This window comes from Paracoccus aeridis, assembly GCF_004923205.2.
Classification (GTDB): Bacteria; Pseudomonadota; Alphaproteobacteria; order Rhodobacterales; family Rhodobacteraceae; genus Paracoccus; species Paracoccus aeridis.
The window spans coordinates 85,687-112,417 of sequence record NZ_SELD02000007.1 but is presented as its reverse complement, the minus strand read 5'-3'; the positions used below and the strand labels follow the sequence as shown (position 1 = coordinate 112,417).

The 26,731-nt window shown below is 70.6% G+C and carries 22 protein-coding genes, 1 tRNA gene and 1 riboswitch; of the genes, 15 read left to right on the top strand and 8 right to left on the bottom strand.

Annotated elements, in window-relative coordinates; all coding sequences use genetic code 11:
• Positions 1 to 26: 26 nt before the first annotated feature.
• Entirely contained in the window at positions 27 to 923 is an 897-nt protein-coding gene (locus ELI80_RS04240; protein WP_136649776.1) for a prephenate dehydratase, read from the top strand.
• A 17-nt stretch (positions 924 to 940) separates the two neighbouring features.
• Here ELI80_RS04240 and ELI80_RS04235 read toward each other — a convergent pair whose 3' ends face one another.
• On the bottom strand, positions 941 to 1,414 hold the full coding sequence (locus tag ELI80_RS04235) for an SRPBCC family protein (RefSeq protein ID WP_136649775.1): 474 nt from the start codon (positions 1,412 to 1,414) through the stop codon (positions 941 to 943).
• A 421-nt stretch (positions 1,415 to 1,835) separates the two neighbouring features.
• Here ELI80_RS04235 and ELI80_RS16560 point away from each other — a divergent pair, with 421 nt between their 5' ends.
• The 3 genes from ELI80_RS16560 to metK all read left to right on the top strand — a co-directional run bounded on the left by ELI80_RS16560 (position 1,836) and on the right by metK (position 7,065).
• Positions 1,836 to 4,181, top strand: a complete 2,346-nt coding sequence (locus ELI80_RS16560; protein ID WP_136649774.1) for a DEAD/DEAH box helicase — start codon at positions 1,836 to 1,838, stop codon at positions 4,179 to 4,181.
• 74 nt (positions 4,182 to 4,255) lie between these two features.
• Positions 4,256 to 5,836, top strand: coding sequence for an apolipoprotein N-acyltransferase (lnt, locus tag ELI80_RS04225; protein WP_136649773.1), 1,581 nt, complete (start codon positions 4,256 to 4,258; stop codon positions 5,834 to 5,836).
• 9 nt (positions 5,837 to 5,845) lie between these two features.
• A riboswitch (SAM-SAH riboswitch) is annotated at positions 5,846 to 5,894 on the top strand.
• Positions 5,895 to 5,898: 4 nt separating this feature from the next.
• Complete coding sequence (gene metK / locus ELI80_RS04220) at positions 5,899 to 7,065, top strand: methionine adenosyltransferase (RefSeq protein WP_136649772.1); 1,167 nt, start codon at positions 5,899 to 5,901, stop codon at positions 7,063 to 7,065.
• A gap of 51 nt (positions 7,066 to 7,116) precedes the next feature.
• Here the strand turns inward: metK and ELI80_RS04215 are convergent, their stop codons facing one another.
• Entirely contained in the window at positions 7,117 to 7,743 is a 627-nt protein-coding gene (locus ELI80_RS04215; RefSeq protein ID WP_136649771.1) for a DnaJ domain-containing protein, read from the bottom strand.
• Positions 7,744 to 7,840: 97 nt separating this feature from the next.
• Between ELI80_RS04215 and ELI80_RS04210 the strand changes: the two genes are divergently transcribed.
• The 4 genes from ELI80_RS04210 (at position 7,841) to ELI80_RS04195 (ending at position 11,186) form a co-directional block, all read left to right on the top strand.
• Positions 7,841 to 8,077: a BolA family protein gene (locus ELI80_RS04210; RefSeq protein ID WP_136649794.1), complete on the top strand. Its 237-nt coding sequence runs from the start codon at positions 7,841 to 7,843 to the stop codon at positions 8,075 to 8,077.
• Between the two features lie 94 nt (positions 8,078 to 8,171).
• Positions 8,172 to 9,143: a class II fructose-bisphosphatase gene (gene glpX / locus ELI80_RS04205; protein WP_136649770.1), complete on the top strand. Its 972-nt coding sequence runs from the start codon at positions 8,172 to 8,174 to the stop codon at positions 9,141 to 9,143.
• A 100-nt stretch (positions 9,144 to 9,243) separates the two neighbouring features.
• Complete coding sequence (gene recJ / locus ELI80_RS04200; protein ID WP_136649769.1) at positions 9,244 to 11,007, top strand: single-stranded-DNA-specific exonuclease RecJ; 1,764 nt, start codon at positions 9,244 to 9,246, stop codon at positions 11,005 to 11,007.
• A 104-nt stretch (positions 11,008 to 11,111) separates the two neighbouring features.
• Positions 11,112 to 11,186: transfer RNA gene (locus ELI80_RS04195), tRNA-Glu, on the top strand.
• A 697-nt stretch (positions 11,187 to 11,883) separates the two neighbouring features.
• Here the strand turns inward: ELI80_RS04195 and ELI80_RS04190 are convergent.
• On the bottom strand, positions 11,884 to 12,900 hold the full coding sequence (locus ELI80_RS04190) for a YeiH family protein (RefSeq protein ID WP_161596422.1): 1,017 nt from the start codon (positions 12,898 to 12,900) through the stop codon (positions 11,884 to 11,886).
• A gap of 97 nt (positions 12,901 to 12,997) precedes the next feature.
• On the opposite strand from ELI80_RS04190, the gene ELI80_RS04185 reads away from it, so the two are divergent.
• Positions 12,998 to 13,900 carry a LysR family transcriptional regulator gene (locus tag ELI80_RS04185; RefSeq protein ID WP_136649767.1) on the top strand — a complete coding sequence of 301 codons (903 nt, stop codon included), beginning with the start codon at positions 12,998 to 13,000 and terminating at the stop codon, positions 13,898 to 13,900.
• Here ELI80_RS04185 and ELI80_RS04180 read toward each other — a convergent pair.
• Positions 13,854 to 14,774: a LysR family transcriptional regulator gene (locus ELI80_RS04180; protein WP_136649766.1), complete on the bottom strand. Its 921-nt coding sequence runs from the start codon at positions 14,772 to 14,774 to the stop codon at positions 13,854 to 13,856. The genes ELI80_RS04185 and ELI80_RS04180 overlap by 47 nt on opposite strands.
• 123 nt (positions 14,775 to 14,897) lie before the next feature.
• Between ELI80_RS04180 and cuyB the strand changes: the two genes are divergently transcribed.
• The 3 genes from cuyB to ELI80_RS04165 are packed head-to-tail and all read left to right on the top strand — an operon-like array spanning position 14,898 to position 18,024.
• Entirely contained in the window at positions 14,898 to 15,626 is a 729-nt protein-coding gene (cuyB, locus tag ELI80_RS04175; RefSeq protein WP_136649765.1) for a cysteate racemase, read from the top strand.
• A gap of 38 nt (positions 15,627 to 15,664) precedes the next feature.
• Complete coding sequence (gene cuyA / locus ELI80_RS04170) at positions 15,665 to 16,699, top strand: D-cysteate sulfo-lyase (RefSeq protein ID WP_136649764.1); 1,035 nt, start codon at positions 15,665 to 15,667, stop codon at positions 16,697 to 16,699.
• Between the two features lie 38 nt (positions 16,700 to 16,737).
• Entirely contained in the window at positions 16,738 to 18,024 is a 1,287-nt protein-coding gene (locus ELI80_RS04165) for a dicarboxylate/amino acid:cation symporter (RefSeq protein WP_136649763.1), read from the top strand.
• A gap of 237 nt (positions 18,025 to 18,261) precedes the next feature.
• Here the strand turns inward: ELI80_RS04165 and ELI80_RS04160 are convergent, their stop codons facing one another.
• Positions 18,262 to 20,415 (bottom strand): malate synthase G, encoded by a 2,154-nt coding sequence (locus ELI80_RS04160; RefSeq protein ID WP_136649762.1) that lies wholly within the window; start codon positions 20,413 to 20,415, stop codon positions 18,262 to 18,264.
• 104 nt (positions 20,416 to 20,519) lie between these two features.
• Between ELI80_RS04160 and ELI80_RS04155 the strand changes: the two genes are divergently transcribed.
• Together ELI80_RS04155 and ELI80_RS04150 are read left to right on the top strand one after the other, a co-directional pair.
• Complete coding sequence (locus ELI80_RS04155; protein ID WP_136649761.1) at positions 20,520 to 21,293, top strand: IclR family transcriptional regulator; 774 nt, start codon at positions 20,520 to 20,522, stop codon at positions 21,291 to 21,293.
• A gap of 106 nt (positions 21,294 to 21,399) precedes the next feature.
• A complete protein-coding gene (locus tag ELI80_RS04150; protein ID WP_201740548.1) occupies positions 21,400 to 21,729 on the top strand; it encodes a hypothetical protein in 330 nt (109 codons plus the stop codon).
• Between the two features lie 59 nt (positions 21,730 to 21,788).
• Here the strand turns inward: ELI80_RS04150 and glcF are convergent, their stop codons facing one another.
• Genes glcF through ELI80_RS04135 form a run of 3 tightly spaced genes read right to left on the bottom strand, consistent with a single transcriptional unit; the run spans position 21,789 to position 25,664 of the window.
• Positions 21,789 to 23,087 carry a glycolate oxidase subunit GlcF gene (glcF, locus tag ELI80_RS04145; RefSeq protein WP_136649759.1) on the bottom strand — a complete coding sequence of 433 codons (1,299 nt, stop codon included), beginning with the start codon at positions 23,085 to 23,087 and terminating at the stop codon, positions 21,789 to 21,791.
• 1 nt (position 23,088) lies between these two features.
• Entirely contained in the window at positions 23,089 to 24,225 is a 1,137-nt protein-coding gene (glcE, locus tag ELI80_RS04140; RefSeq protein WP_136649758.1) for a glycolate oxidase subunit GlcE, read from the bottom strand.
• Positions 24,216 to 25,664, bottom strand: coding sequence for an FAD-linked oxidase C-terminal domain-containing protein (locus ELI80_RS04135; RefSeq protein WP_201740551.1), 1,449 nt, complete (start codon positions 25,662 to 25,664; stop codon positions 24,216 to 24,218). The genes glcE and ELI80_RS04135 overlap by 10 nt, the downstream gene beginning before the upstream one ends.
• Before the next feature lie 134 nt (positions 25,665 to 25,798).
• On the opposite strand from ELI80_RS04135, the gene ELI80_RS04130 reads away from it, so the two are divergent.
• Positions 25,799 to 26,593, top strand: coding sequence for an FCD domain-containing protein (locus tag ELI80_RS04130; RefSeq protein ID WP_136649756.1), 795 nt, complete (start codon positions 25,799 to 25,801; stop codon positions 26,591 to 26,593).
• Positions 26,594 to 26,731: the final 138 nt, after the last annotated feature.

The following is a 26,731-nucleotide window of genomic DNA, read 5'->3' as shown; positions in this document are numbered from 1 at the left end:
TCCACCGCACCAGCAGGATCAGTCCGATGTCCGCCGCCACCGTCGCCCCCGCCGCAAGCACCGCCGCCCCGACCAACCGCATCGCCTTCCAGGGCGAGCCCGGCGCCTACAGCCACGAGGCGTGTCGGGCCGCCCGCCCGCAGATGGAGGCGCTGCCCTGCCGCACCTTCGAGGACGCCATCGACGCGGTGCGCAGCCACAGGGCCGACCTTGCGATGCTGCCGGTCGAGAATTCGACCTATGGCCGGGTCGCGGACATCCACCACCTGCTGCCCGAATCCGGGCTGCACATCATCGGCGAATGCTTCGTGCGCGTTCAGATCAGCCTTCTGGGCGTGCCCGGCGCGAAGCTGTCGGACGTGCGCGAGGCGATGAGCCACACGATGCTGCTGGGCCAGTGCCGGGACTTCCTGCGGCGGCACGACATCCGCTCGGTCGTGGGCCCCGACACCGCGGGCAGCGCGCTGCTGGTGGCCGAAGGGGGCGATCCGTCCCGCGCGGCGCTGGCAAGCAGCCTCGCGGGCGAGATCTACGGGCTGGACAACCTCGCGCAAGGGATCGAGGACCGGCCCAACAACACGACCCGCTTCCTGATCATGTCGCGCGACGCCGACCATTCCCGCCGGCCGAACCGCGAGGGGTCGGAAGCGATGCTGACCAGCTTCGTCTTCCGCGTCCGCAACATTCCGGCTGCGCTCTACAAGGCGATGGGGGGCTTCGCGACCAACGGCGTCAACATGACCAAGCTGGAAAGCTACATGCTGGACGGCGTCTTCACCGCGACGCAGTTCCACGCCGACGTCGAGGGGCACCCCGACGATCCCGCGGTCGCACGCGCGCTGGAGGAGCTGGGGTACTTCACGTCGTCCCTGAAGATTCTGGGCGTCTACCCGTCCGACCCGTCGCGGGCCGACCGGGGCTGATCCCGTCGAACCGGGGCCTAGCGCACCTGCCGCGGCCGGTGCGCGCCCGAGATCCCGGCGACGTAATACGCGATCCGGGACGCGAACTGCCGGTCGAGCTGCGACTTGCCCAGCTTCGCGGTCTGCAGAAGCAGGCGCGCGCGCATGTTGCGGGGCTTGGCCTCGACCTCGAAGATCAGGCGCGACTTGGCGCGGGTGAGCGCGATCACCGTCATCTCGATGGTCAGGTCGAACATCTCGCTCACCCCTTCCATCGTCAGGTTCTCGGGCCGGTCGAAGCGGATCACGGAAAGCCGCATGTCGCGCCGCTTACCGCGGAAGTCGAACCCGACCTGCCAGGCCATGCCCGCGCCGGGCTCGCGGGACGGGTCCAGCCTGCGGACCTGCGCGCCCTTGCTGACCAGCATCCGTTCGGCCAGGGGAAAGTCGCTGATGGCGGCGAACAGGTCTTCGGCGGGCAACTCACTGTCCTGACGGGTTGCAAACTTCATCGGCCAGAACCTCTGCGGCAAAACAAGTCACGTCAGGCCATAACGGCGATCGCAGGACGACTTCAACCTGCGATTGCGGCCCCGTGCGTGACCGGCGATGCAGGGCAGACTGCCCTGCCGCGCCGCCGGGTTCCAGCCCTGCGCCGGAACAATCCGACCCCGTTCCGAATAGCCCGGCAAGACCGGGCGCGTCGCGCCGTTCATCGCGCCGCAACGGCAATGCGTCGGCCCCGCCCGCCGCGAGACGCTGTTCCCGCGCGAAAACATTGACGCAGCGGTGCTTTTGCGTTAGCAGCCCCAATGCCCGCATCCGGCGGGCGGCCGAGGGGCGCGTGGAGATCGAAGCGTCCCGGAGACAGGCGGACAGGCAGGGCCTGGCCGCATCCACGGACGACGACACTTCCATCACGAAAGCCCCTGAATGACCCAGTTTTCCGACCTAAAGCTCGACCCCAAGGTGCTCAAGGCCATCGACGAGGCCGGCTACACGACGCCCACCCCGATCCAGGAAGGCGCGATTCCGCCCGCGCTGGAAGGCCGCGACGTCCTCGGCATCGCCCAGACCGGCACCGGCAAGACGGCAAGTTTCACGCTGCCGATGATCACGCTTCTGGGCCGCGGCCGCGCCCGCGCGCGGATGCCGCGCAGCCTGGTCCTGTGCCCGACGCGCGAACTCGCCGCCCAGGTGGCCGAGAACTTCGACATCTACGCCAGGCACACGCGGCTGACCAAGGCGCTGCTGATCGGCGGCGTGTCGATGCGCGACCAGGAACAGCTGATCGACCGCGGCGTCGACGTGCTGATCGCGACACCGGGCCGCCTTCTGGACCACTTCGAACGCGGCAACCTGCTGCTGCAGGGCGTCCAGATCATGGTGGTGGACGAGGCTGACCGCATGCTCGACATGGGGTTCATCCCCGACATCGAGCGGATCTTCCAGCTGACGCCGTTCTCGCGCCAGACGCTGTTCTTCTCGGCCACCATGGCGCCCGAGATCGAGCGGATCACCAACACCTTCCTGCACGCCCCCGTGCGGATCGAGGTCGCGCGCCAGGCCACCACCAGCGAGACGATCACCCAGAAGCTGGTCGAGCTGACCCCCACCCGGAAGGACCAGACCGCCAAGCAGAAGCGCGAGCTGCTGCGCGCGCTGATCGACGCCGAGGGGGACGCGCTCAAGAACGCGATCGTCTTCTGCAATCGCAAGACCGAAGTCGACATCGTCGCCAAGTCGCTCAAGGCGCACGGGTACGACGCGGCCCCGATCCACGGCGACCTGGAACAGCGCCAGCGCATGGCGACGCTGGACGGGTTCCGCGACGGGACGCTGCGGTTCCTGATCGCGTCGGACGTGGCCGCGCGCGGTCTGGACATCCCGGCCGTCAGCCACGTGTTCAACTTCGACCTGCCCAGCCATGCCGAGGATTATGTCCACCGCATCGGCCGCACGGGCCGGGCCGGTCGGCTGGGGACCGCCATCTCGATCGCGACCCCTGCGGACGACAAGTACCTGTCCGCCATCGAATCGCTGGTGAAGCAGTCGCTTCCGCGCGCGGCCCTGCCCGAGGGGTTCTCGCTCAGCGACGACGCGCAGAAAGCGCCGCGCGAACCGCGCGACGCCGGCCGCGGCGCATCAGCAGGCGGGCGCAGCCGCACCCGGTCGCGCAGGAGCGAGCCGCGCCGCGACGATGCAGCGCGCGACGAGGTCCGCGAGGAACGGCCCCGCGTCCGCGCGGCCGCGGGCGACGACAACGGCCTGCCCCCCGCCATCGAGACGGTGACCGAAGGCGGCCGCGTGGACCTGCCCGAGACCCGATCCTCGCGCGGCGACCGTCGCCGTGGCGGGTCCGGCGAGGGTCGAAGCGGTGGCGAGCAGGGTGGCCGCCGCGATGACCGCCGTGAGGATCGCCGTGACGAACGCCGCGAGGATCGCAACGACAACCCGCGCAACGGCCGCCGCGACGACCGAGGCGAAGGTCGGGGTGAGGAGCGGCGCGATGACCGGGGCGAAGGCCGGGGTGACCGGAACCGCGACGACCGCCGCGATCGCTACCGCGAGCGCGACCGCGGCCCGGCGGTGATGGGGCTGGGCGACCATGTCCCGGACTTCATGCTGACGAGCTTCCGCAGCGCAGAGGCCGCGCAACCCTCCTCCGACCTGCCCGCGTCCGAGGAGGCGCGCGCCGACGACCGCCAGCTCGACGAGACGCCGGTCGCCGCGCAGGTCGCCGAGCCGATCACGACGCCCGCCTCCGTCGAGGACAGCGCCGAGGGACAGAACGCGGAGAAGCAGAAGCGCGAAGCGCTGGACGCCGCGGAACAGAAGCCGGCCGAGCCGAAGAAGCCGGCCCGCCGCCGTTCGCGCGCGAAGGCTGAAAAGCCTTCGGATGACGCCGGGGTCGAGACGTCAGCCGACGCGCCGGCCGGGACGGTGACGGCCGGTGCAGACCCGGCACCGGAAGCCACCACGGAAGTTGACGCGCCGGCGGCCGAGGCGGCTGCGGAACCTGCCGAAAAGCCCGCGCCCAAGCGACGCACGCGCGCGCGCAAGACGCCCGCGGTGGATCAGCCCGGCACCGAGGCGCCGGCCGGGGAAGGCGAGGCGGAGGCAGGCGAGGCGAAGGCCCCGGCCCGCAAGCGCGCGACGCGAAGCCGCAAGAAGAAAGACGCGGAAGTGGTTGGAAATGCTCCGGAGTCCGCGGCGACGCCCTCGCAGGACACCACCGCCACGGCCGGAGAGGCGTCCGACCTCCAGCCGCAGGGCTGACGGACAGCCTCGTGGCGCTTCGCCCTTTGCGGGCCAAGGGGGGCGGGCCAACCGCGCTTCCGACCGGGCCCGACATGCCGGGCCCGGTCGCGACCCGGCACCTTGCGGGCCGCGTCCGGCGGCATGGCGGCTTCCTCATCGACGTCTGCGCGGGTCTTGCGGCCGCGCTGGGGCAGGCACCGTGGGGTCTCTGGCCCCTTTCGCTTCTGGGCCTTGCGGTGGTCGTCTGGCGCGTGGGCGATGCCGCTACCGGCCGCCGCGCCTTCTGGCGCGCGCTTGCGGCCGGGGCCGGCTACTTCGGGCTCGCGATGCTGTGGATCATCGAACCGTTCCTCGTTGAGCCCGAGATCTACGGCTGGATGGCGCCCTTCGCGCTCGTTCTCATGGCGCTCGGCGGGGCGCTGTTCTGGGCCATTCCGTCTTGGGCTGCGTGGCGGCTTGCAGGCGGCGCTCGCGACAGGGCGCTGGCCGTTGCGGCCGCACTAGCGCTGTCCGACTGGATCCGAGGCTGGCTGTTCACCGGCCTGCCCTGGGCACTGACGGGTCACGTCTGGATCGACACGCCCGCCGGGCAGGCCGCCGCGTGGATCGGCGCGGTCGGATTGTCCGCGCTGACGATGGCCGCCGCCGCCCTGCCCGCCTGGGCCGCCCGCGACCGCCGCCTGTCCACCGCGATCGCCAAGGGTCTGCCGCTGTCCGCCGCGCTGGTCGGGGCGGCATGGTTTGCGGGCCTCGCGCGGCTGAACGCGCCGATGCCGCCCGACGCGGGGCCGGTCATCCGGCTGGTCCAGCCGAACGCCGACCAGACCCGCAAGTGGGATCCCGAATGGGCGCCGGTCTTCTACGACCGCCTGCTGCAACTGTCGGCGGCCCCGGCAGGGCACCGCGTCTCGGCCGTCGTCTGGCCGGAAACGGCGGCGCCGTTCCTGCTGGACCAGGCCCCGGAGTTGCTGCACGCGATCACCTCCGCCGCCGGCGCCCCGGTCCTTGCCGGCATCCAGCGAGGCGAAGGCGGGCTGTGGTTCAACAGCCTCGCCGAGTTCACCGGGGACGCGCGGCTGGGCCAGGTCTACGACAAGTTTCACCTGGTTCCCTTCGGCGAATACATCCCGTGGGGTGACCTGATGGCCCGCTTCGGCGTCAGCGCCTTCGCCGCGCAGCAGGGCTTCGGCTATGCCGCCGGGCCCGGCGCGCGGGTGATGACGCTCGCGGGCCTGCCGCCCGTCATGCCGCTGATCTGCTACGAGGCGGTGTTCTCGCGCCACCTGCGGCAGGCGGGCGTCCGGCCCGCGTGGCTTCTGCAGGTCACGAACGACGCCTGGTTCGGCAGCTTCTCCGGCCCCTACCAGCATCTCGCGCAGGCGCGGCTGCGGGCGATCGAGTCCGGCCTGCCCTTGATGCGGGCGGCAAACACCGGGGTGTCGGCCGCCATCGACGCGCGCGGCACGGTGCGCCGGCAGCTCGCGCTGAACGAGGCCGGGTTCCTCGACGCGGCCCTGCCCGGCGCGCTGCCGCCCACGCTCTGGTGGCGGCTCGGCGACTGGCCGGCGGTCGCGGCGATCCTGGCGGCGCTTGCGTGGCTCGGCGCGCGTCGCCGCCGCCCGCGCGATCGCGCCGCGCAGCCGACGGTTGACCCGGCCGTGCGGCTGCCCTAAGCGGGCTAATCGCCCCCACAACGGCTTCCTGGCGTGGCGGGTCAACCCCAATGGAGCAACCCATGTCCCGCAAGAATTATGTCTTCACCTCGGAATCCGTGTCCGAAGGGCATCCCGACAAGCTGTGCGACCAGATCTCGGACGCCATCCTCGACGCCCTGCTGAAAGAGGAGCCCGAGGCGCGCGTCGCGTGCGAGACCTTCGCCACGACCGGCATGGTGGTGATCGGCGGCGAGATCGGCCTGCGGGACAAGGCGCGGCTGACGCACTACATGGGCAGCATCGGCGAAATCGCCCGCGGCGTCATCAAGGACATCGGCTACGAGCAGGACAAGTTCCACTGGAACACCTGCCACGTGATGAACTTCCTGCACGAGCAGTCCGCCCACATCGCCCAAGGCGTTGACCGTGACGGCGCCGGCGACCAAGGGATCATGTTCGGCTATGCCGTCGACGAGACGGACGAGCTGATGCCCGCGCCGATCCAGTATGCCCAGGCGATCCTGCGCCGCCTGGCCGAGGCGCGGAAGTCCGGCGCCGAGCCGACGCTCGGTCCCGACGCGAAGTCGCAGCTGTCGGTCCGCTACGAGGACGGCAAGCCCGTCGAGGTCACGCAGATCGTCGTGAGCCACCAGCACAAGGACGAGGCGCAGACGTCGGACGACATCCGCGCCATCGTGGAACCCTATGTCCGCGAGGTGCTGCCGCAGGGCTGGCTGACGGAAAACACCGTGTGGCACGTCAACCCGACCGGGACCTTCGTCATCGGCGGCCCCGACGGGGATGCGGGCCTCACCGGGCGCAAGATCATCGTGGACACCTACGGCGGCGCGGCACCGCATGGCGGCGGCGCGTTCTCGGGCAAGGACCCGACCAAGGTGGACCGCTCGGCCGCCTACGTCGCGCGCTACCTCGCCAAGAACGTGGTGGCCGCCGGCCTCGCGCGGCGCTGCGTGATCCAGCTGAGCTACGCGATCGGCGTGGCCAAGCCGCTGTCGATCTATGCCGATACCTTCGGCACCGGCGTCGTCCCCGAGGCCGAGATCGAGCGCGCGCTGGCAGAGGTGATGGACCTCACGCCGCTTGGCATCCGCAAGCATCTGGACCTGTGCCGCCCGATCTATCGCCGCACCGCGGCCTACGGCCATTTCGGCCGCGCGCCCGAGGCGGATGGCGGCTTCAGCTGGGAACGGGTCGATCTCGTCGACAAGCTGAAATCGGCGGTCTGATCCGACGAAGCGAACCCCGACGCCGCGCCTGGAAAGCGCGGCGTCCTCGGCTCACTCGTCGCGGAAGCTGCGGCTGTCCTTGATCTGGTCCCAGGCCCAGACGACCTGCTGCAACCGCTCTTCGTCCGACCGGTCGCCGCCGTTCATGTCGGGGTGAAGATCCTTCACCAGCGACTTGTATTGCTTGCGGATCTCGATCTTCGTCCAGGTGTCCCGCGCCTCGAGGATCTCCAGCGCGCGACGCTCGGTCGGGGGAAGCTTCCGCGACATCTTCGCCCGTGCCTCGGGCGCGGTGCCGTTGGCGCCCAAGATCTCGAGCGGGTCGCTTACCCCGTGGCGCGCCCACGCCTGTTCCTGCGCCTTGCCGAAGGGCTTGGTGGGGCGTTCCCAGACCGTCGCGTTGTCCAGGAACTGCTGGAACTCCGCCTCGGACTGGCCCTGGAAATAGTTCCAGTTCAGGTTGTATTCGCGCACGTGTTCCTTGCAGAACCAGTAGTAGTCATCGAGGGCGCGCGGGGATTTCGGCGCGCGGTACTGGCCCGGCTCGGAACAGCCTTCCTTGTCGCATCTGCGGGTCGACGTCTCGAATGCGCCGGACATGCCACGGCGCCCCTTCGTGCGGCGCTTCTTGTCGGAAGCGGCCGAGATGTCGAAGCCGAACGGGTCGTTGTTGGTCATGTCGTGGCCTGCTTTCCGACTCGGGACCGGAAGTGTAAGGCATTTGCGCGGCATTGTAAGGGGAGAGACCGGATTGGCGCAAAGCATCGCCGACGAGATGGCCGAACGGCTGGCCGTGCTGGACCCGTCCCGGCTCGAGGTCGTGGACGAAAGCGAACAGCACCGCGGCCATGGGGGCTGGCGCGAGGGTGGCCAGACGCATTTCCGCGTCCGCATGGCGTCGCCGCGGTTCGCCGGGATGGGCCGGGTGGCGCAGCACCGGCTGGTCCACCAGACGCTGGGCGACATCGTGCCCCGCATCCATGCGCTCGCGCTGGAACTGGCGGCAGAGTAGCGAAGCGCCGGGCCGTTAGCGCCCCCAGTCTTGCCCCGTGGCCGACCCCGCCCTAGAAGCCGGGGCAATTGCAAGCCAGCCGAGGATCCCAGACATGGCGCCGACCAACGACTTCAACGACCGCATGCTTTCCCTCGGCCTTGCCCGCGTGAGCGAGGCGGCGGCCCATGCGTCGGCCAAGCTGATCGGCCGCGGCGACGAAAAGGCGGCCGACCAGGCTGCGGTCAACGCCATGCGCGACCAGCTCAACCTGCTCGACATCAAGGGCACGGTCGTGATCGGCGAGGGCGAGCGCGACGAGGCGCCGATGCTGTTCATCGGCGAGGAAGTCGGCACCGGCAACGGCCCCGAGGTCGACATCGCGCTCGATCCGCTCGAGGGCACGACGCTGACCGCCAAGGACATGCCGAACGCGCTGACCGTCATCGCGATGGCCCCGCGCGGGACGCTTCTGCACGCACCCGACGTCTACATGGACAAGCTGGCCGTCGGGCCGGGATATCCGCAGAACGTGGTCAGCCTCGACATGTCGCCCGCCGAGCGCGTGCGCGCGCTGGCCAGCGCGGGCGGCGTCACGCCCGAGGACATCACCGTCTGCATCCTCGAGCGCCCGCGCCACGAGGAGATGATCGCCGAGGTCCGGTCCACCGGCGCCGCGATCCGGCTCATCACCGACGGCGACGTCGCCGGGGTGATCCACGTGGCCGAGGCCGAGATCACCGGCATCGACATGTACATGGGCTCGGGCGGCGCGCCCGAGGGGGTGCTGGCCGCGGCCGCGCTGAAATGCATGGGCGGGCAGATGTGGGGCCGCCTGATGTTCCGCAACGACGACGAACGCGGCCGCGCCGCCAAGGCCGGCATCACCGACCTGAACCGCATCTACACCCGCGACGAGATGGTGACGGCCGACGTGATCTTCTCGGCCACCGGCGTCACCAACGGGTCGATCGTGCGCGGCCTGCGCCGCGAGCCCACATTCATCGAGACCGAGACGATCCTGATGCGGTCCAAGACCGGTTCGGTCCGGCGGATGTTCTACCGCAACCCGGTCAAGCGGGCCTGATCTTCCCGCCCGGCCGTCCCTCGCGGCGGCCGGGCGCCTCCGACCGCCCGTCCGGGTGACCCGCCCTTGCAAGCGCCGCGCGGCTGCCGCAAGTAACCCCATGTCCTTCGATGATCCCTCGCCGCGGCCGTTCCTCGGCGTCGCGCGCTCGCTGGGCGGCCGCCGCTGGATCGGCCCCGCCCCCGACCTCGAACGCCGGGCCGAGGGGCTGGCCCAGCTTTCCGCCCTGCCCCTGCCGATCGCGCGCGTGCTGGCCGAGCGCGGCGTCGACCACGACGCCGCCGCGGGCCACCTGGAGCCGCGCCTGCGCGACCTTCTCCCCGACCCGCTGCGCCTGCGCGACATGGGGGCCGCCGCCGAACGCATCGTCGCGGCGGCGCTGAGCGGCCAGCGCATCGCCGTCTTCGCCGACTACGACGTGGACGGCGGCGCCTCCGCCGCGCTGCTGATCGGCTGGCTGCGCGCGCTCGGGCGCGACGCCACGCTTTATGTCCCCGACCGCATCGACGAAGGCTACGGCCCCAACGCCCCCGCCATCGCGACCCTCGCAGCCGCTCACAACCTGATCGTGTGCGTGGACTGCGGCACGCTCAGCCACGATGCGCTCGCGGCCGCGGAAGGCCGCGCCGACGTGATCGTGCTGGATCATCACCAGGGCGGCGAGACGCTGCCGCCCGCGCTCGCGGTGGTGAACCCCAACCGCGCGGACGAGGACGGCGCGCTCGGCTACCTGTGCGCGGCGGGCGTCGTGTTCCTGACGCTGGTCCAGTGCAACCGCGTCCTGCGCGCGGCCGGCCGGCCCGAGCCGGACCTGATCTCGCATCTCGACCTCGTGGCGCTGGCGACGGTCGCGGACGTGGCGCCGCTGGTCGGCGTCAACCGCGCCTTCGTGCGGCAGGGGCTTGCGATCATGGCACGGCGGCAGCGGCCGGGCCTGGTCGCGCTGTCCGACGTCGCGCGGCTCGACACGCTGCCGACGGCGTTCCACCTCGGCTTCCTGCTCGGCCCCCGCATCAACGCGGGCGGGCGCGTGGGGCGGGCCGACCTCGGCGCCCGCTGCCTGTCCTGCGCCGACCCGGCCGAGGCGGCGCGCATGGCGGCGCAGCTCGACGATTTCAACCGCGACCGCCGCGCGATCGAGGCGGGGCTTCGCGACGAGGCGCTGGCGCAGGTCGAGGCGCGGGGAGATCCCGCGCTCGCCTGGGCCGCGGGCGAAGGCTGGCACCCGGGCGTCGTCGGCATCGTGGCCGCGCGCGTGAAGGAAGCGACGCGCCGCCCCTCGGTCGTGATCGGCGTGCAGGGCGGCGTCGGCAAGGGCTCGGCCCGCTCGGTGTCGGGCGTCGACATCGGCCGCGCCATGCAGCGGCTGATGGCCGAAGGACTGATCGAGAAGGGCGGCGGGCACGCGATGGCCGCGGGCCTGACCGTGGCCGCGGATGCGATCCCGGCCGCGATGGCGCGCCTGTCGGAACTGGTCGCCCGGCAGGCGGGCGAGGCCCAGGCGTCGGACGGCCTGCGGATCTCGGGCCTTCTCGACCCGGCCGGGGCCACGGTCGAGCTGATGGAGATGCTGGACCGTGCCGGCCCCTTCGGCGCCGCCGCCCCTGCCCCGCGATTCGCGTTCGCCGACCAGCTGGTGGACAGCGTCTCGACCATGGGCGACGGCCACCTGCGCCTGCGCTTCCGCAGCCCCGGCGCGGCGCCCGTCGATGCGGTCGCCTGGGGCGCGATGGCCGGGCCGCTGGGCCCCGCGCTGATGGGCGCGCAGGGCCACCGCTTCCACCTTGCCGGCAAGCTGGAGCTGTCAGTCTGGGGCGGCCGCCAGCGGCTGCGCCTGCGCCTCGACGACGCGGCGGAGGCATGATGCGAAAAGCGCGTCGGGCACGCATTTTTCTGCTTGCGCCCCCCGCGGCCCTGACCTAAACACCGCTCCACGCCGCGGGGCAGCGCCGCGCGGACGACTTGGATGGCCCGTTCGTCTATCGGTTAGGACGTCAGGTTTTCAACCTGAAAAGAGGGGTTCGACTCCCCTACGGGCTGCCATTCATCTCAGAAAAGATTGTTTCCGTCGGATTTTCGTTCGGCACTATTCCACGCTTCAACGGCCGGGCGGACACCGCAAGCCCGGCGGGCTACCTCGGCGCAGCTAAAGCTGATCTCCGTCACGTTGGCCCGAACGACGTGCTTCACGTACGGCGCATAGGACTTGACGTCCGGGTGAGAGAGTCAGGCGGCGTTCACGAAGACCGTTGCCTTCAAATCTGCGAGTTCATTGGCGTTGGCCTTGCGGATGTGCTGCGATCGGCCGCCACGCAACTGGCACTGGTGATCGGGCCTCGTCGCACCCCTTCGGCTGGCGCTGGCCTCTGCGATGGCGGGTGCGGTGCTGGCGCGTCGGCGCAGGCGCGACGGCCGCGATGACCGTCGGAGCTTCGCTGGTCGGCCTTGCTTTCGTTTCCGGCAGTGCCACGCAGCAGGCGCGCCTGAACCGTCAGGGCCGATGCTTTCGGGCGCATAGAACGTCCTGAACACCTCGGTGATCTATGTCGCCCAAGCTAGCCGGGTCGGTAACGGGGGCTGGCTGCTCGCGGTTGGCGCGGCCGCGCAGTCCGGCCGGATTGCGCTGGCCTCTCCGGCAGGCTGCGCCGCGGTGGTTGCGTTCAGCCGCGGCGGGCAGCAGCCCCGGTCGATCGGGCACGGGCAAGCCGCTGAGGAACCCGCTCCATCCCCGGAGCGACGGTCACATGACCGCCGTCACCAGCCCGAGGGACAGGGCCGAGACGATCAGCGTTCCGCAGAGCCCCAGCAGAAACGGCCGCAGACCGCGGTTCCTCAGCTGCCGCAGGTCCATGGCAAGTCCCATCGCGGCAAGGCCGGTCGCCATGCACAGCGTCGACCCGATCGAAGCCTGCTGCCGCAGCTGATCGGGCACGATGCCGGTGCTGTTCAATCCGATCATCACCAGGAACCAGATCACGAACCAGGGAAACGGCGTACGGGCTGCTCTGCCTGACGCATCGCCGCTGCGGGCGAGGCCGGCGATCGTGATGACCAGAGGGGCCAGCAGGATGACGCGGATCAGCTTGGTCAGCGTGCCGACCTGCCCGGCGTCCGCGCCCATCTGGAAGGCGGCGGCCGTGACCTGGGCGACCTCGTGGATGCCGGCGCCGGTCCAGACCCCGAACGCGGCAGACGAAAGGCCCAGCGGGCCGGCCAGCAGCGGAAAGGTGATCATCGCGATAGTGCCGAACAGCGTCACGCAGGCTACGGCGTAGCCCACATCCTCCTCGTCGGCCTGCGCGACCGAGTTGGCTGCCACGATGGCGGACGCCCCGCAGACCGAGGTGCCGGCCGCGATCAGCCGCGTCAAGGGCTGCGGCACGCCCATGGCCCGGCCCAGCGCGACGATGGCCACGTAGGTACCCGACAGCGTCAGGGCGGCAACAAGGAACGGCGCGACACCGATCCCGATGATCGCCGACAAGGTCACCTGCAGCCCCAGCAGGATGATCCCCAGGCGCAATACCGGCCGCGCGGCGAAGCGCAGCCCCGGCGTGAAGCTGGACCCAGGGCGCAACGACAGGCGAATGGCGATGCCCGCGAACACCGACACGAGCATCGGGCTGAGGATAGGCGACCCTGTCGCCAGCCTCAGGATGGTCGCGGCGACCGCGATCCCGCCGGCAAGAGCCAGGCCGGGAACGATTTCCCCGAACTGGATAGGGCGAAGAACATCGGCACGGGCGGACGCGGGCATGGCAGACAACCTTTCTCGGCTGCACTGCCGATAAGCGCAGACAGACTGTTCGGTCCAATGAATTGCATTGTGGAATTCAATCGCTAAATTCGATTGGATGACGCTCGAACAGCTGCGCATCTTCCTGGCGGTCGCCAGGGTCAGCCATGTGACCCGCGCCGCCGAAACGCTCGGGCTGTCGCAGTCGGCGGTCAGCGCCGCCATCGCGGCGCTGGAGACCCGTCACGGTGTCACCCTGTTTCACCGCGTCGGCCGACGGATCGAGATCACGCAGGCCGGGACCGCGCTGATGGATCACGCGCAGGCCATCCTGCGGCAGGTCGCAGCCGCAGAAGCCGCGCTGAACGACTGCTCCGGGCGCATTGCCGGCCCGCTGCGGGTGCAGGCCAGCCAGACGGTGGCGAGCTATTTCCTGCCGCCCGTCCTGGTCGCCTTCCGCAGCCGCCATCCCGAGGTGTCGTTGAGCTTTGCCGACGGCAACACGGCTACGGTCGCGCAAGCGGTCATTTCGGGCGACGCCGATCTGGGGCTGGTCGAAGGGCTGGTCCACAGCCCGGTGCTGGAGGTGAGCCCGCTCGTGGCCGACCGCCTGGCGGTGCTGGTGGGCCCCGATCACCCCTGGGCCACGGGCCAGGCCTTGACGAAGGCCGATCTGCTGGCGGGGGCCTGGGTGCTGCGCGAATCGGGGTCGGGCACGCGGGCGGCCTTCGACGCGGCGCTGGCTGCGCAGGGCCTGGATCCTCGCGCCATCAACGTCCTGCTGGAACTCCCGTCGAACGAAGCCTGCCTCGCGGCGGTGGGGTCCGGCAAGGCCGCAACCGCTGTGTCGGCGCGGGCTGCGGCCGCGCATACCGCACGGGGCTTGCTGGCCACGGCTGGCTACAGCTTCGCGCCGCGCTGGTTTGCGATGCTGCGCCACAACGACCGCGCGCCCGGCGCAGCGGCCCGCGCCTTCATCGCGATGGTACGGGAACATGCGGGCGACCGGCCATCCGGCTGAGCGTCCCATCGCCGAACGCCATCTCGGCCGGGTCCGCGCCCTCGGGCTGGCACAGCAGGATGGTCATCGACGTTGCAAGCGACTCGTCGGCCAGGACCTGCAGGCGGCCCCCGGCGATATCCTCGGCCACCAGCCGGGCGGGCAGCCAGGCGAGCCCGCCGCCCAGCAGCGTCTCGGCCCGCAGCGATTCGACCAGCGCGCTCTGATAGACGATGCGCACCGGACGGGTTCGTTCCAGCGTGGCCACCAGACCGGACGTGACCCGGCCGAAGAACGAGCCGGAATGGTATCCCAGCAACGGCACCGCCGGATCCCCATGAGCCGGCGCCGCGCCGATCCAGGCTAGTGACGGCGCGTGGACCGGAATCAGCCGGTCCTCCCCGATCGGGGTCGAGCGGATGCCGCAGCCGTCCAGATGGGCCGCGGCGGACGGATGGTCGTATCGCATCAGAAAGCGGCACGCGCCGCTCAGCAGGATCGCGATGCATTCGTCCAGATCGGCCGCCACGACCGAGGGGATGATGCTGTCCGCCGTCCCCTGCTCGCGCCACCAGCGGGGAAAGAACCCTGCCGCGAGGGAATGGGGCATCGCGAAGCGCACCACCCCGTCCGCCCGCCCCCGAGCCCGTGCGGCCCGGCGGCTGCGATAGAGATCGGCGATCACCTGCTCGGCCACCGGCAGGAAGGCGCTGCCGGCATCGGTCAGCACCACCGGATAGGTGCTGCGGTCGAACAGGGTCTGGCCGTACCAGTCCTCGAGCGCGCGTACCCGCCGGCTGAGGGCGGGCTGGGTGACATGCCGGGCCCTGGCCGCAGCCGAAAAGCTGCGCGACGAGGCGACCGCCGAGAAATCCTCCAGCCACTTCAGCTCCATCGCACCTGTCCCTTACCTCACACTCTATGCCGATCCAGAATAACCTTTGGCGACAACAGCATTGGACGTACCGCCGCGAACAGCCCTAACGTCCGCCGCATGAACGTACCATCGACATCGCACATGGATCTGACCCTTGGTGTTCTGGGCGGGATGGGGCCACAGGCCGGCATAGATTTCGTGGCCAAGCTGATCGCCGCAACCCCCGTGCAAAGCGAGCAGGACCACATCCGGGTGCTGCTGGACAGCAATCCCAAGGTGCCCGACCGCAACCGCGCGATCCGCGCCATGATCGAGAACGGCCGCAGCGATGCGGACGGACCCGGCCCCGTGCTGGCGCGCATGGCGAAAGGGTTGCAGGACGCCGGGGCCGATTTCCTGGCGATGGCCTGCAACACCGCCCATGCCTTCGCCCCCGACATCCGCGCCGCGGTGACCATCCCCCTTGTCAGCATCATCGACGAGGCGGTGGCCGAGGCGGCCCGCGCGGCCCCCGCCAAGGTCGGCCTGCTGGCCGCAGACGGCTGCATCCAGGCGGCACTCTATCAGACCGCGCTGACGCGCTGCGGGATGGAGCCGCTGACCCTGACCCCTGACCGGCAGGCGGCGTTCATGGATCTGCTCTACCGGATCAAGCTGGGCGATCTGTCCGGCACGGCGCGCGGCCAGATGGCGGCGCTCGCGCGCGATCTGGAAGATCGCGGCGCAGGCATGATCATCGCCGGCTGCACCGAGGTGCCGCTGGTCCTCGACCCCGCTTCGGTCGCGGTGCCCGTCCTCGACAGCACCACCCATCTGGCCGAGCGCTGCGTGCTTTACGCCACGCGCGCCCTGCCCCTGCCCCGCATCTGAACTTCCCCATCGAACCTTCCTGACAAAAGGCCTGCACCATGCATCTGTCCCGTTTTCCCCGCATCCGCATCGGACACATGAACACCCCGCTGGAGCCGATGCCGCGCCTGTCGGCCGCGCTGGGCGGCCCGAACCTGTGGATCAAGCGCGACGACTGCACCGGGCTCGCGACCGGCGGCAACAAGACCCGCAAGCTGGAATTCCTGATCGCCGACGCGCTGGAACAGGGCGCCGACATCGTCATTACCCAGGGCGCGACGCAGTCGAACCATGCCCGCCAGACGGCTGCCGCCGCCGCGAAGACCGGCCTCGAATGCCTGATCCTGCTGGAGGACCGCACCGGCTACACCGACGAGGCCTACACCCGGTCGGGCAACGTCCTTCTGGACCACATCCTCGGCGCGCCGACCCGCACCTATCCGGGCGCGACCGACATGGCCGCCGCGATGGAGGAGGTCGCGGACGAGCTGCGCGCCAAGGGGCGCAAGCCCTATGTCATCCCGGGCGGCGGCTCGAACGTCATCGGCGCGCTGGGCTACGTCAATTGCGCGATCGAGCTCACGGCGCAGGCGAACGACATGGGCCTGCGCATCGACCATCTGGTCCATGCCACGGGCAGCGCCGGCACACAGGCGGGCCTCGTCGCGGGGCTCGAGGGCATGCGCAGCGGCATCCCGGTGCTCGGCATCGGCGTGCGCGCGCCCAAGGAACGGCAGGAAGACAGCGTCTACAAGCTGGCCGCCGCGACGGCCGAGCATCTGGGCATCCCCGGCGCGGTCAGCCGCGACAGCGTCCGGGCCAATTGCGACTATGTCGGCGAAGGCTACGGCCTGCCGACCGACGGCATGATCGAGGCCGTCGCCCTGCTGGCCCGGACCGAAGGCGTGCTGCTGGACCCGGTCTATTCGGGCAAGGGCATGGCGGGCCTGATCGACCTGTGCCGCAAGGGCGAGTTCGGGAAGGGCGAGAACGTCGTCTTCCTGCACACCGGCGGCAGCGTCGGCCTGTTCGGCTATCAGGGCGCCTTTGCCGACGTGACGCCGCAGTGGAACGGGACTGGCGCGGGCAACTGAGCCCGCCGCCAACCACACCAGCCTTGGGAGGGGCGTCAATGAAGCAGAGCAATCTGGGCTATTTCGTGCTGGCCGCGGTCATCGCAGGCATCGTCGTGGGGTATGTGTGCAACCGGAGCCTCGGCCCCGATCAGACCGAGGCGGTGGCGGCGAACTTCGGGCTGCTCAGCACGACTTTCCTGCGGATGATCAAGATGATCATCGCACCCCTCGTCTTCACCGGCATCGTCGCGGGCATCGCCAGCTTCGGCGATGCTGGCGACGTGCGGCGGGTGGGCCTGCGCGCGTTCGGCTGGTTCATCGGCGCCTCGCTGGTCTCGCTGCTGATCGGCCTTGCGCTGTCGAACGCCGCGCAGCTGGGCGTCGGCGTCGTCCTGCCGCCGCCCGCGCCCGACGCGCCGCCGGTCGATACCACCGCCTTCAGCCTCGCGAACTTCATCACCCACGTCATCCCCAGCAGCATCGTCAAGTCGATGGCGGAAAACGACGTGCTGTCGATCCTGGTGTTCGCGGTGTTCTTCGGCCTCGCGGCCAGCGCGATCCGGCCATCGCTCAGCCAGGCGTTGATCAACGTCATCGAGGACGCCTTCGCCGTCATGCTGAAGGTCACGGGCTACGTGATGTGGTTCACCCCCTTCGGCGTTTTCGGGGCGGTGGCGTCGGTGATCACCCTGCAGGGGCTGGCGCCGCTGACGACCTATGCCAAGTTCCTCGGCACCGTCTACCTCGGCATGCTGCTGCTGTGGGCCATCCTGTTCGTCGCAGCCTATCTCGTGCTCGGAAGATCGGTCTTCCGCCTGCTCGGCCTGATGCGCACCCCGCTGATCGTCGGGTTCGCGACCTGCAGCGGCGAGGCGGCCTACCCCAAGATCCTCGAGCAGATGACCCGCTTCGGCGTCGCCCCGCGCATCACCAACCTGATCCTGCCGCTGGCCTATTCGTTCAACCTCGACGGGATGATGATGTATCTGGCCTTCGCGGTCGTGTTCATCGCCCAGGCGGCGGGGATCGAGCTGAGCTTCTGGCAGCAGTTCACCATGCTGCTGGTGATGATGATCACCTCAAAGGGCGTGGCCGGCGTGCCGCGGGCCGCCATCGTGGTCATCGGCGCGACGCTGCCGGTGTTCGGCCTGCCGATCGAGGGCGTCGCGTTGCTGCTGGCAATCGATCAGTTCGTCGACATGGGCCGGACCGCGACCAACGTCTTCGGCAACTGCATCGCCGCCGCCGTCATCGCCAAGTGGGAGGGCGCCCTGGATCCCACAGCGTCCCAGGATCAGCCGGAGGCGATCCCTGCGGATCCTCTGGCCCGCCCTGTCGCATGACCCTGCGGGTCGTGCACGCCAGACGCAGCGAAGCCGCGGATCATGTCCGCGGCTTCCACCATTCGGCCCCGAACCAGCCCACCTTGCCCTTCATCGGCGAGCCCCATCAGCTGCCCGCTTACCCCGATAATGGCGCCCCACATCGGCACGACGAGCATCTTCGCGCAGGACGACGCCGGCGATCAGGACGCCGGCGTCGTCAAGGTCAGGTCGGGTCAGGGCTTCTTCTCCTGCCCCTCACGACGCCTTCGCCACCCGGCGCCACTGGTGCAGCAGCGGCTCGGTGTAGCCCGAGGGCTGCGCTGCGCCTTTCACGATCAGGTCGCGCGCGGCATTGAAGGCCGGCCCGTCGTAGCCCGGGGCGAGCGGCCGGTAGAGCGGGTCGGCGGCGTTCTGGCGGTCCACCTCCAGCGCCATCCGGCGCAGGCTCTCGTCCACCTGGTCCTCGGTGATGATCCCGTGCAGCAGCCAGTTGGCGAGGAACTGGGCCGAGATCCGCAGCGTCGCCCGGTCCTCCATCAGCGCCACGTCGTCGATGTCGGGCACCTTGGAGCAGCCGACGCCCTGGTCGATCCAGCGCACGACATAGCCGAGGATGGACTGGGTGTTCATGTCGATCTCGCGCGCGACCTGCTGCTCGGACAGGTTGCGCTTGCCCATCAGCGGCGGCGTCATCAGCGCGTCGAAGCTGGCGCGTTCGCGGCCGGCGATCTCGGCCTGCCGCGCGGCCACGTCGACCTGGTGATAGTGGACCGCATGCAGCGTGGCGGCGGTGGGCGACGGCACCCACGCGGTGGTCGCGCCCGCCTGCGGGTGGATCGCCTTGGCGGCCAGCATGTCGGCCATGTCGTCGGGCTTGGCCCACATTCCCTTGCCGATCTGGCCCTTGCCGTTCAGCCGGGCCGCGAGGCCCGCGTCCACGTTCCCGTTCTCATAGGCGGAAAGCCAGGCCGCGTCCTTCATCTCGGCCTTGGGCAGCACCGGGCCGGCCTGCATTACGGTGTGGATCTCGTCCCCGGTGCGGTCGAGGAAGCCCGTGTTGATGAACACGATCCGGCCCTTCAGCGCGCGGATGGATTCGCGCAGGTTCGCCGAGGTGCGCCGTTCCTCGTCCATCAGGCCCAGCTTCACGGTGCCCTTCGCAAGGCCCAGCATCTCCTCGACCCGGGCGTAGGTGCGGTCGGCGAAGGCCGCTTCCTCGGGCCCGTGCATCTTGGGCTTGACGATGTAGATCGACCCCGTGCGCGAGTTGCGCGGCCCCTCGGTCTTCGCGAGGTCGTGCATGCCAGCGGCGACCGTCATCACCGCGTCCATCATCCCCTCGGGCGTCTCGGCCCCGTCCAGAAGCACGGCGTCGGTCGTCATCAGGTGGCCCACGTTCCGCGCCAGCTGGACCGAGCGGCCGGGCAGCGTCAGGGTGGACCCGTCCGGCGCGATGAAGTCGCGGTCGCGATTCAGGCGGCGGGTCATGCTGCGGCCGCCCTTGTCGAAGGTCTCGGCCAGGTCGCCCTGCATCAGGCCGAGCCAGTTGGTGTAGGCGAGCACCTTGTCGGCGGCATCGACCGCGGCGACCGAATCCTCGAGGTCCTGGATCGCCGTCAGCGCCGATTCCAGGACAACGTCGCGCAGGCCCGCGGCGCTGGCGGCGCCGACGGGGTGCGCGGGGTCGAACACCAGTTCCACGTGCAGGCCGTTGTGGCGCAGCAGGATCGACCGCGACCCGGTCGCCCGGCCGCCCGAATGACCGACGAATGCGGCCGCATCGGAAAGTCCCACGTCGCGGCCGCCGATCGTGGCGACGGCGCGGCCGTCTTCGACCCGCCACGCGGTCACGTCGGCGTGGCTGCCGCTTTCCAGCGGCAGCGCGTCGTCCAGGAACTGCGCGGCCCATGCCACGGCCTGGGCGCCGCGCTTCTCGTCATAGCCCTTGCCCTCGGGCGCGCCCGGCAGCGCATCGGTGCCGTAGAGCGCGTCATACAGCGATCCCCAGCGGGCGTTCGCGGCATTCAGCGCGAAGCGGGCGTTCATCACCGGAACGACCAGCTGCGGACCCGCGACCTGCGACATCTCGGGATCCGTCGGCCCCGTCTCGACCTCGAACGCAGGCCCTTCCGGGACGATGTAGCCGATCTCGCGCAGGAAATCCTGCCACGCGGCGTTGTCCCAGTCCTTCTCGCGCCAGTCCTTCAGCCAGGCGTCGATCCGGCCCTGCAAATCCTCGCGCACCTGCAGCAGGCGGCGGTTTTCCGGCGCGAGATCGCGCAGAAGCGCGGCGTAGCCGGCCCAGAACGCGTCGGGGGTGACGGGCAGGCCGGGCAGCAGCCGCTCCTCGACAAAGCTGGCCAGCACGGGGGCGACCCGAAGGCCCGCGCGTTCGACATGGTCGGTCATGGGAAACTCCACTCGTCTCAGGATTGGCACGGAAGGTGCGCCCTGGCGGCGCCGGTTGCCAGATGGGGGTAGAAGTTTTCCACGATGTGGAAGATCAGGGTCGCATGGAAAAGCTCGGGACGGTGCAATCGGTCGACCGCGCGCTGTCGCTGCTCGAGGCGCTGGCCTCGCACACGGGCGGCGCGCGGCTGACCGCGCTTGCGCGCGAGACGGGGCTTCCGCCGTCGACCACGCACCGGCTTCTCACGACGCTGGAGCAGCGCGGCTTCGCGCAGTTCGACCCGGCCGCGACGCGCTGGCACATCGGCCGCAAGGCGTTCGCGGTGGGGGTGGCGTTCACGCGCTGGCAAAGCTTCATCGCCGCGGCGCTGCCGTTCCTGCGCCGCCTGCGCGACCTCAGCCGCGAAACCGCGAACCTCGGCGTGCTCGAGGACGGCGAGGTCATCACCGTGGCCCAGGTCGAGAGCCGCGAGATCATCCGCGCCATCGCCCCGCCCGGCGGCCGCGCGCCGGTCATGAACTCGGGCATGGGCAAGGCGATCGTGGCGACCTGGCCGGACCACGCGATTGACGCGCTCGTCGCCCGCCACGGGCTGCGCCCCGCGACCCGGCACAGCCTGACGTCGCTGGAAGCAGTGCACGCCGAAATAGGCCTCACCCGCGCCCGCGGCTATGCTGTGGACGACGAGGAGTTCACGCCGGGCATGCGCTGCGTGGCGGCGGTGGTGTGGTCACCCACGGGCGATCCGGTCGGCGCGATCTCGATCTCGGCGCTGGCGGCACGGCTGCCGGTCGAAGGGCTGCCGGCGATGGGCGCGAGCGTGCGCGAGGTCGCGGACGAGCTGACGCGCGCGATGGGGGGCGCGCCGCCGGGGTGAGGGGCGGGTGAACGCAGCAGGCAGACGAGCGAGAAAGCGCGCCCGTTAGTAATCGCTCAACGCATTTCGGCTAATCCCGACAGAGTTGCCCCTGATGGAGAAGAGAATGCTGCGCCTTGCCACCCTCGTGTTATCGTTGCTCCCTGCCTTCGCCCAGGCTCAGGGTCTGATCCTCGTCGACCCGTCCGACGGGAAGTACCTCGGCAATCTGAATGCCAACAGGTACGACCCGAACAGCGTCTCCAATCCCTACGGGCAGTACGGCAGCCGCTACAGCCCGGACAGCATCAACAATCCCTACGGGCAGTACGGCTCTCGCTACAGTCCTAAGAGCGCGACGAACCCCTATGCCACTCAGGCGCCCGTCATCGTCGATCCCTCGGCAGGGAATGGCGGATACGGTGGATACAGCGGCTATTCCGGATACGGGAACTGACCGACGCCTTCTTGCCCCGCCGCTGTCGATCGGCGTGCCCGGGCAGGACCACCGCCTGGTCACGGCAGACTGCGCGGCCGCGGCCCGCCGGTGGCCCAGTCCAGAAGCTCGGCCGTGTGGACGACCGGGATCCCGGTGCCCGACCCGATCTGCATCATGCAGCCGATGTTGCCCGCGGCGATGACCTGCGGGCGGGTTGCCTCGATCGTCGCCACCTTGCGCGCCTTGAGGTCGGCCGAGATCGCCGGTTGCAGCAGGTTGTAGGTGCCGGCCGAGCCGCAGCAGATATGCGGGTCGCGCGGCTCGACCACCTCGAACCCGGCCGCCTTCAGCAGATCCTTCGGCGCCGCGCGCACCTGCTGCCCGTGCTGGAGCGAGCAGGCCGAGTGATAGGCGACGCGCAGCGGCCCGGCCCCGGTCGCACCCGCCAGGCCGCCGTCGGCCGCCAGTTCCGCCATCAGCTCGGTCACGTCCTTCGCGATCGCCGCGACCCGCGCCGCGTCGGCCGCAAGCGGCCCCCCGGCGAAGATGTGACCGTAGTCCTTGACCGTGGTGCCGCAGCCCGAGGTGTTGATGACGAGCGCGTCCAGCCCCTCGCCATCCATCTCGGCCGCGAGCGCGCGGATGTTGGCCGCGGCCATCGCGTGGCTTTCGGACGCGCGGCCCATGTGGTGGGTCAGCGCGCCGCAGCAGCCGACGCCCTTCGGCACCACGACCTCGCAGCCGTGGCGGCGCAGAAGGCGGATCGTGGCGTCGTTGATGTCGGTGTTCAGCACCCGCTGCGCGCAGCCCGTCAGCAGCGCGACCCGCCGCCTGCGCGTGCCTTCGGCGGCGAACACCTGCGGGCGGTCGCCGGGACTGCGCGCGGGCAGCCGCGGGGGCGCCATGTCCAGCATCGCCCGCAGCCGCGCGTCGGGCAGCATCCGCCGGAACGGCCGCGCGACGCGCGCAGCCATCAGCGCCAGCCGGAACCGGCCCGGATGGGGCAGGACCCGCGCCAGCAGCCAGCGCAGCGCGCGGTCGTCCCAGCGGCGGCGGTAGTTTTCGTTGATGTATTCGCGCGCATGATCGACCAGGTGCATGTAGTTCACGCCCGACGGGCAGGTCGTCATGCAGCTGAGGCAGCTCAGGCAGCGGTCGATGTGGGTGACGGTCGCCTCGTCCGGCACCCGGCTGTTTTCCAGCATGTCCTTGATGAGGTAGATGCGGCCGCGCGGGCTGTCGAGCTCGTCGCCCAGCACCTTGTAGGTCGGGCAGGTCGCCGTGCAGAAGCCGCAATGGACGCAGGACCGCAGGATCTCGTTCGAGCGGCGGGTGAGCGGGTCGGCAAGCTGCGCGTCGGTGAAGGTCGTCTGCATGTCAGCTCCCCATCAGCCCCGGATTGAGGATCCCGGCCGGGTCGAAGGTGCGCCGCATCGCGGCCGCCAGCCCGGCGACGGCCGGAGCCTGCGGCTGGAACACGGGACCGTCCGCCGCGCCGCCACGGACCAGCGTCGCGTGACCGGAAACGGCCGCCCGGCGCACGGCATCGGCGCCGCCCGGCCCGGCATACCAGATCAACCCGCCGCCCCAGTCCAGTGACGCCCGCCCGCCGAGCAGCCCCAGCGCATCCACGACCGCCGGGGCGTCGGTCGGCTTGGCGACGATCCGCCAGATCGGCTCAGACGATCCCGCGAACTGCCGCACGTCGCGCAGGTCGCGCCACAGGGACAAGGTCCCCGCGTCGTCCATAACCTCGATCCGCCGGCCACGGAACAACGCCGCCAGCCGGTCGCGGCGATGGGCCACCTGCCCCGCCAGCCCCTCGATCCGCAGCCATGCCGTGCCGTCCGCGAACGCCGCGCCGGAAACCTCGCAGGGCGTGCCCAGCGCGGCGCAGAAGATCTCGACCGCCTGCCGGGCCGAGACGTCGGGGAACGCCAGCGTCAGACGCAATTCCGCCACCGGCAGCGTCTTCAGCGCGACCTGCGTCAGCACCCCGAGCGTCCCGAACGACCCGCACAGCAGCTTGCCCAGGTCCATGCCCGTCACGTTCTTCATCACCCGGCCGCCGTTCCTGAGGACGCGGCCCTGCCCGTCCACGAAGCGCACGCCCAGCAGGTGGTCGCGCGCCGCCCCGGCCTGCACCCGGCGCGGGCCGCAGACATTGGCCGCGACGATCCCGCCGATGGTGGGGGTGCCGGTGCGGCCCAGAATGGCGCGATGATCCATCGGCTCGAACGCGAGCGCCTGCCTTTCGGCGGCCAGCGCCGCCTCGATCTCGTCCACCGGCGTGCCGGCACGCGCGATCAGGGTCAGTTCGCCCGGCTCGTAGGTGACGATGCCGCGCAGGCCGCGGGTGGTCAGCGTCACCCCGTCGCCGAAAGCAGGGCCGGGCAGCCGCGTGCCGCCCCCCGCGACCCGGACCGCCCGCCGCGCGGCGGCGCTGTCGGCGACGAAGGCCGCGAGTTCGCTTTCGTCACCCGGCACGATTTCGGAAGCGGCGCTCACGTCCATGTCGCGGCGCCCTCACGGAAGCGGCGGCTTTCGTCCAGCGGGAACACCTTGGCCGGGTTCAGCAGCCAGCCGGGATCGAACGCCGTCTTCACCTCCATCTGGATCGCCATGTCGTCGCGGGAATACTGCCGCCCCATCAGGTCGCGCTTCTCGATCCCGACGCCGTGCTCGCCGGTCAGGCAGCCGCCGACCTCGACGCAGAGGCGCAGGATCTCGGCCCCGAACGCCTCGGCCCGCTCCAGGTCGCCCGGCTTGTTGGCGTTGAAGAGGATCAGCGGGTGCATGTTGCCGTCCCCGGCGTGGAAGACGTTTGCGACCTCGAGCCCGTGTTCCTTCGACAACTCGCCGATCCGCTTCAGCGTGAAGGGCAGCTGCGACACAGGCACCGTCCCGTCGAGGCAGAGATAATCGCCGATCCGCCCCATCGCGCCGAAGGCCGACTTGCGCCCCTTCCAGATCGCGAGCGACTCCGCCTCGGTCCGGCTCGGGCGGAACTCGACCGGGTCCAGCCCGGCGGCGATGGCGCGGATGCGCTCGGTCTGGTCGGCAATCTCGGCCTCGGACCCTTCCACCTCGACGATCAGGACGGCGGTGCAGTCGGGATAGCCCGCCTGTGCGAATGCCTCGACCGCGCGCAGGCACACGTCGTCCATGTATTCGATCGCGACGGGCAGGACGCCCGACCGGATGATCCGCGCGACGCACTCACCGGCGACCTCGGCGCTGTCGAAGCCGATCAGCATCGGGCGCGCGCCCTCGGGCCGCGGCAGGATCCGCAACGTGGCCTCGGTCACGATGCCGAGCTGGCCCTCGGACCCGCAGACCAGGCCGACGAGGTCCAGCCCCTCGGCGCCCGGCGCGGGGCCGCCCAGTTCGACGACCTCGCCGGTGGCGAGCACCAGCGTCACGCCCATCAGGTTGTTGGTGGTGACGCCGTATTTCAGGCAGTGCGCCCCGCCCGAGTTCATGCCGATGTTGCCGGCGATCGTGCAGGCGAGCTGCGAGGACGGGTCGGGCGCGTAGAAGAACCCCTCTGGCTCGAGCTCCGCGCTGACGGAGAGGTTGGTCACGCCCGACTGCACGCGGATGAAGCGGTTGGCGGTGTCGATCTCCAGCACCTCGCGCAGGCGCATCGTGCCGATGATGACGCTGTCGGCAGTGGGCAGCGCGCCCCCTGCAAGCGACGTGCCCGCCCCGCGCGGCACGACCTTGACGCCCATCCGGTGGCAGACCCGCATCGCGGCGGCGACCTCGGCGGTCGTGCGCGGCAGGACCACGGCCAGCGGCGGGCATCGATAGGCGGTCAGCGCGTCGCATTCGTAGGCGCGGGTTTCCTCGGGGTCGAAGATCACGGCGTCCGCGGGCAGCACGGCGGCCAGCGCGGCGACGATCTCGTCCTTACGGGCGATGATGTCCGCGTCGGGCGCGGGCATGGCGATCGTGGACATGGGCGGCGCTCCCGTCTTTCGATGATGCTGGCCTGCCGCCGTTGGTAAAGTTTTTTTACCGCACCCGTCAAGCGCTGAGCGCGTGCGGGCTTGCCTAACCGCCGCGCAGGCACGAACGTGGCGGCATGAACGATGCGCTGCCCGGCCCGGACGCGGCCAAGCCCCCCACCGCCGCCGGCGCCGTGACCTCGCGGATCGAGCGGCTGATCCTCGAGGGATCGCTGCGGCCGGGCGAGCCGCTTCTGCCCGAGCGCGAGCTGGCGGTGCGGCTGGGCGTCTCGCGCCCGACGGTGCGGCTGGCGCTGAAGGACCTGGAAAGCCGGGGCCTCCTGACCAGCAGGGAAGGGCGCGGCGCGCGCGTGGCACAGCTTGCCCCTGCCACGATCACCGATCCGCTGATCCGGCTGCTGTCGGAACGCGGCGAGGTCGCCGACGACTACCTGGAGTTCCGCGACACGGTTGAGACCGCGGCCTCGGCGATGGCCGCGATGCGCGCCAACGACGTGGACCTTGACCGCATCCGCGCCTGCGCCGAGCGGATCGAGCGTGCCCACGTTACCGCCGACCCGCAGGAGGAAGCCGAGGCCGACGCCGACCTGCACGCCGCGATCTACGAGGCGAGCCACAATCTCGTCCTCCTCCAGATCATGCACGCGCTGTCGGCCGTCCTGCAAAGCGACGTCCTGAACAACCGCGCCCGCCTGTTCGCCATTCCCCAGATACGCGACCTTCTGCGCGACCAGCACATGGCGATCGCGGGCGCGATCCTGGAACGGCGGCCGGAAGACGCGCGCGAGGCCGCGCATGCGCATCTGAGCTATCTTCGCCGCACGATGCGCGAACTGTCGGACGCCGAGGCGCGGCTGGACCTGTCGCGGCGGCGGCGGGACGGCGGCGGGCTGACCCCGCCCAGGGCGTAGCCCCGACCGAGCCGAAGGCGTCGCCCCGCCCCGCACGTTGCGCCGCGGCCCGGACTCACGCGATTGTCACGGCAGCCGGCCAAGGGGACGGCGCAGGCAGGGGCGCCCTGCCCCGCCTCGCCAGATCGGCATCGGCGG

Coding starts and splice junctions, on each gene's coding strand:
- metK (WP_136649772.1), top strand. CDS start 5,899: ATGTCCCGCAAGAATTATGTCTTCACCTCGGAATCCGTGTCCGAAGGG.
- cuyA (WP_136649764.1), top strand. CDS start 15,665: ATGCATCTGTCCCGTTTTCCCCGCATCCGCATCGGACACATGAACACC.
- lnt (WP_136649773.1), top strand. CDS start 4,256: ATGCCGGGCCCGGTCGCGACCCGGCACCTTGCGGGCCGCGTCCGGCGG.
- ELI80_RS04155 (WP_136649761.1), top strand. CDS start 20,520: ATGGAAAAGCTCGGGACGGTGCAATCGGTCGACCGCGCGCTGTCGCTG.
- ELI80_RS16560 (WP_136649774.1), top strand. CDS start 1,836: ATGACCCAGTTTTCCGACCTAAAGCTCGACCCCAAGGTGCTCAAGGCC.
- ELI80_RS04185 (WP_136649767.1), top strand. CDS start 12,998: ATGACGCTCGAACAGCTGCGCATCTTCCTGGCGGTCGCCAGGGTCAGC.
- ELI80_RS04235 (WP_136649775.1), bottom strand. CDS start 1,414: ATGAAGTTTGCAACCCGTCAGGACAGTGAGTTGCCCGCCGAAGACCTG.
- cuyB (WP_136649765.1), top strand. CDS start 14,898: ATGGATCTGACCCTTGGTGTTCTGGGCGGGATGGGGCCACAGGCCGGC.
- recJ (WP_136649769.1), top strand. CDS start 9,244: ATGTCCTTCGATGATCCCTCGCCGCGGCCGTTCCTCGGCGTCGCGCGC.
- ELI80_RS04190 (WP_161596422.1), bottom strand. CDS start 12,900: ATGCCCGCGTCCGCCCGTGCCGATGTTCTTCGCCCTATCCAGTTCGGG.
- ELI80_RS04180 (WP_136649766.1), bottom strand. CDS start 14,774: ATGGAGCTGAAGTGGCTGGAGGATTTCTCGGCGGTCGCCTCGTCGCGC.
- glcE (WP_136649758.1), bottom strand. CDS start 24,225: ATGGACGTGAGCGCCGCTTCCGAAATCGTGCCGGGTGACGAAAGCGAA.
- ELI80_RS04210 (WP_136649794.1), top strand. CDS start 7,841: ATGGCCGAACGGCTGGCCGTGCTGGACCCGTCCCGGCTCGAGGTCGTG.
- ELI80_RS04130 (WP_136649756.1), top strand. CDS start 25,799: ATGAACGATGCGCTGCCCGGCCCGGACGCGGCCAAGCCCCCCACCGCC.
- ELI80_RS04165 (WP_136649763.1), top strand. CDS start 16,738: ATGAAGCAGAGCAATCTGGGCTATTTCGTGCTGGCCGCGGTCATCGCA.
- glpX (WP_136649770.1), top strand. CDS start 8,172: ATGGCGCCGACCAACGACTTCAACGACCGCATGCTTTCCCTCGGCCTT.
- glcF (WP_136649759.1), bottom strand. CDS start 23,087: ATGCAGACGACCTTCACCGACGCGCAGCTTGCCGACCCGCTCACCCGC.
- ELI80_RS04240 (WP_136649776.1), top strand. CDS start 27: ATGTCCGCCGCCACCGTCGCCCCCGCCGCAAGCACCGCCGCCCCGACC.
- ELI80_RS04160 (WP_136649762.1), bottom strand. CDS start 20,415: ATGACCGACCATGTCGAACGCGCGGGCCTTCGGGTCGCCCCCGTGCTG.
- ELI80_RS04150 (WP_201740548.1), top strand. CDS start 21,400: ATGCTGCGCCTTGCCACCCTCGTGTTATCGTTGCTCCCTGCCTTCGCC.
- ELI80_RS04215 (WP_136649771.1), bottom strand. CDS start 7,743: ATGACCAACAACGACCCGTTCGGCTTCGACATCTCGGCCGCTTCCGAC.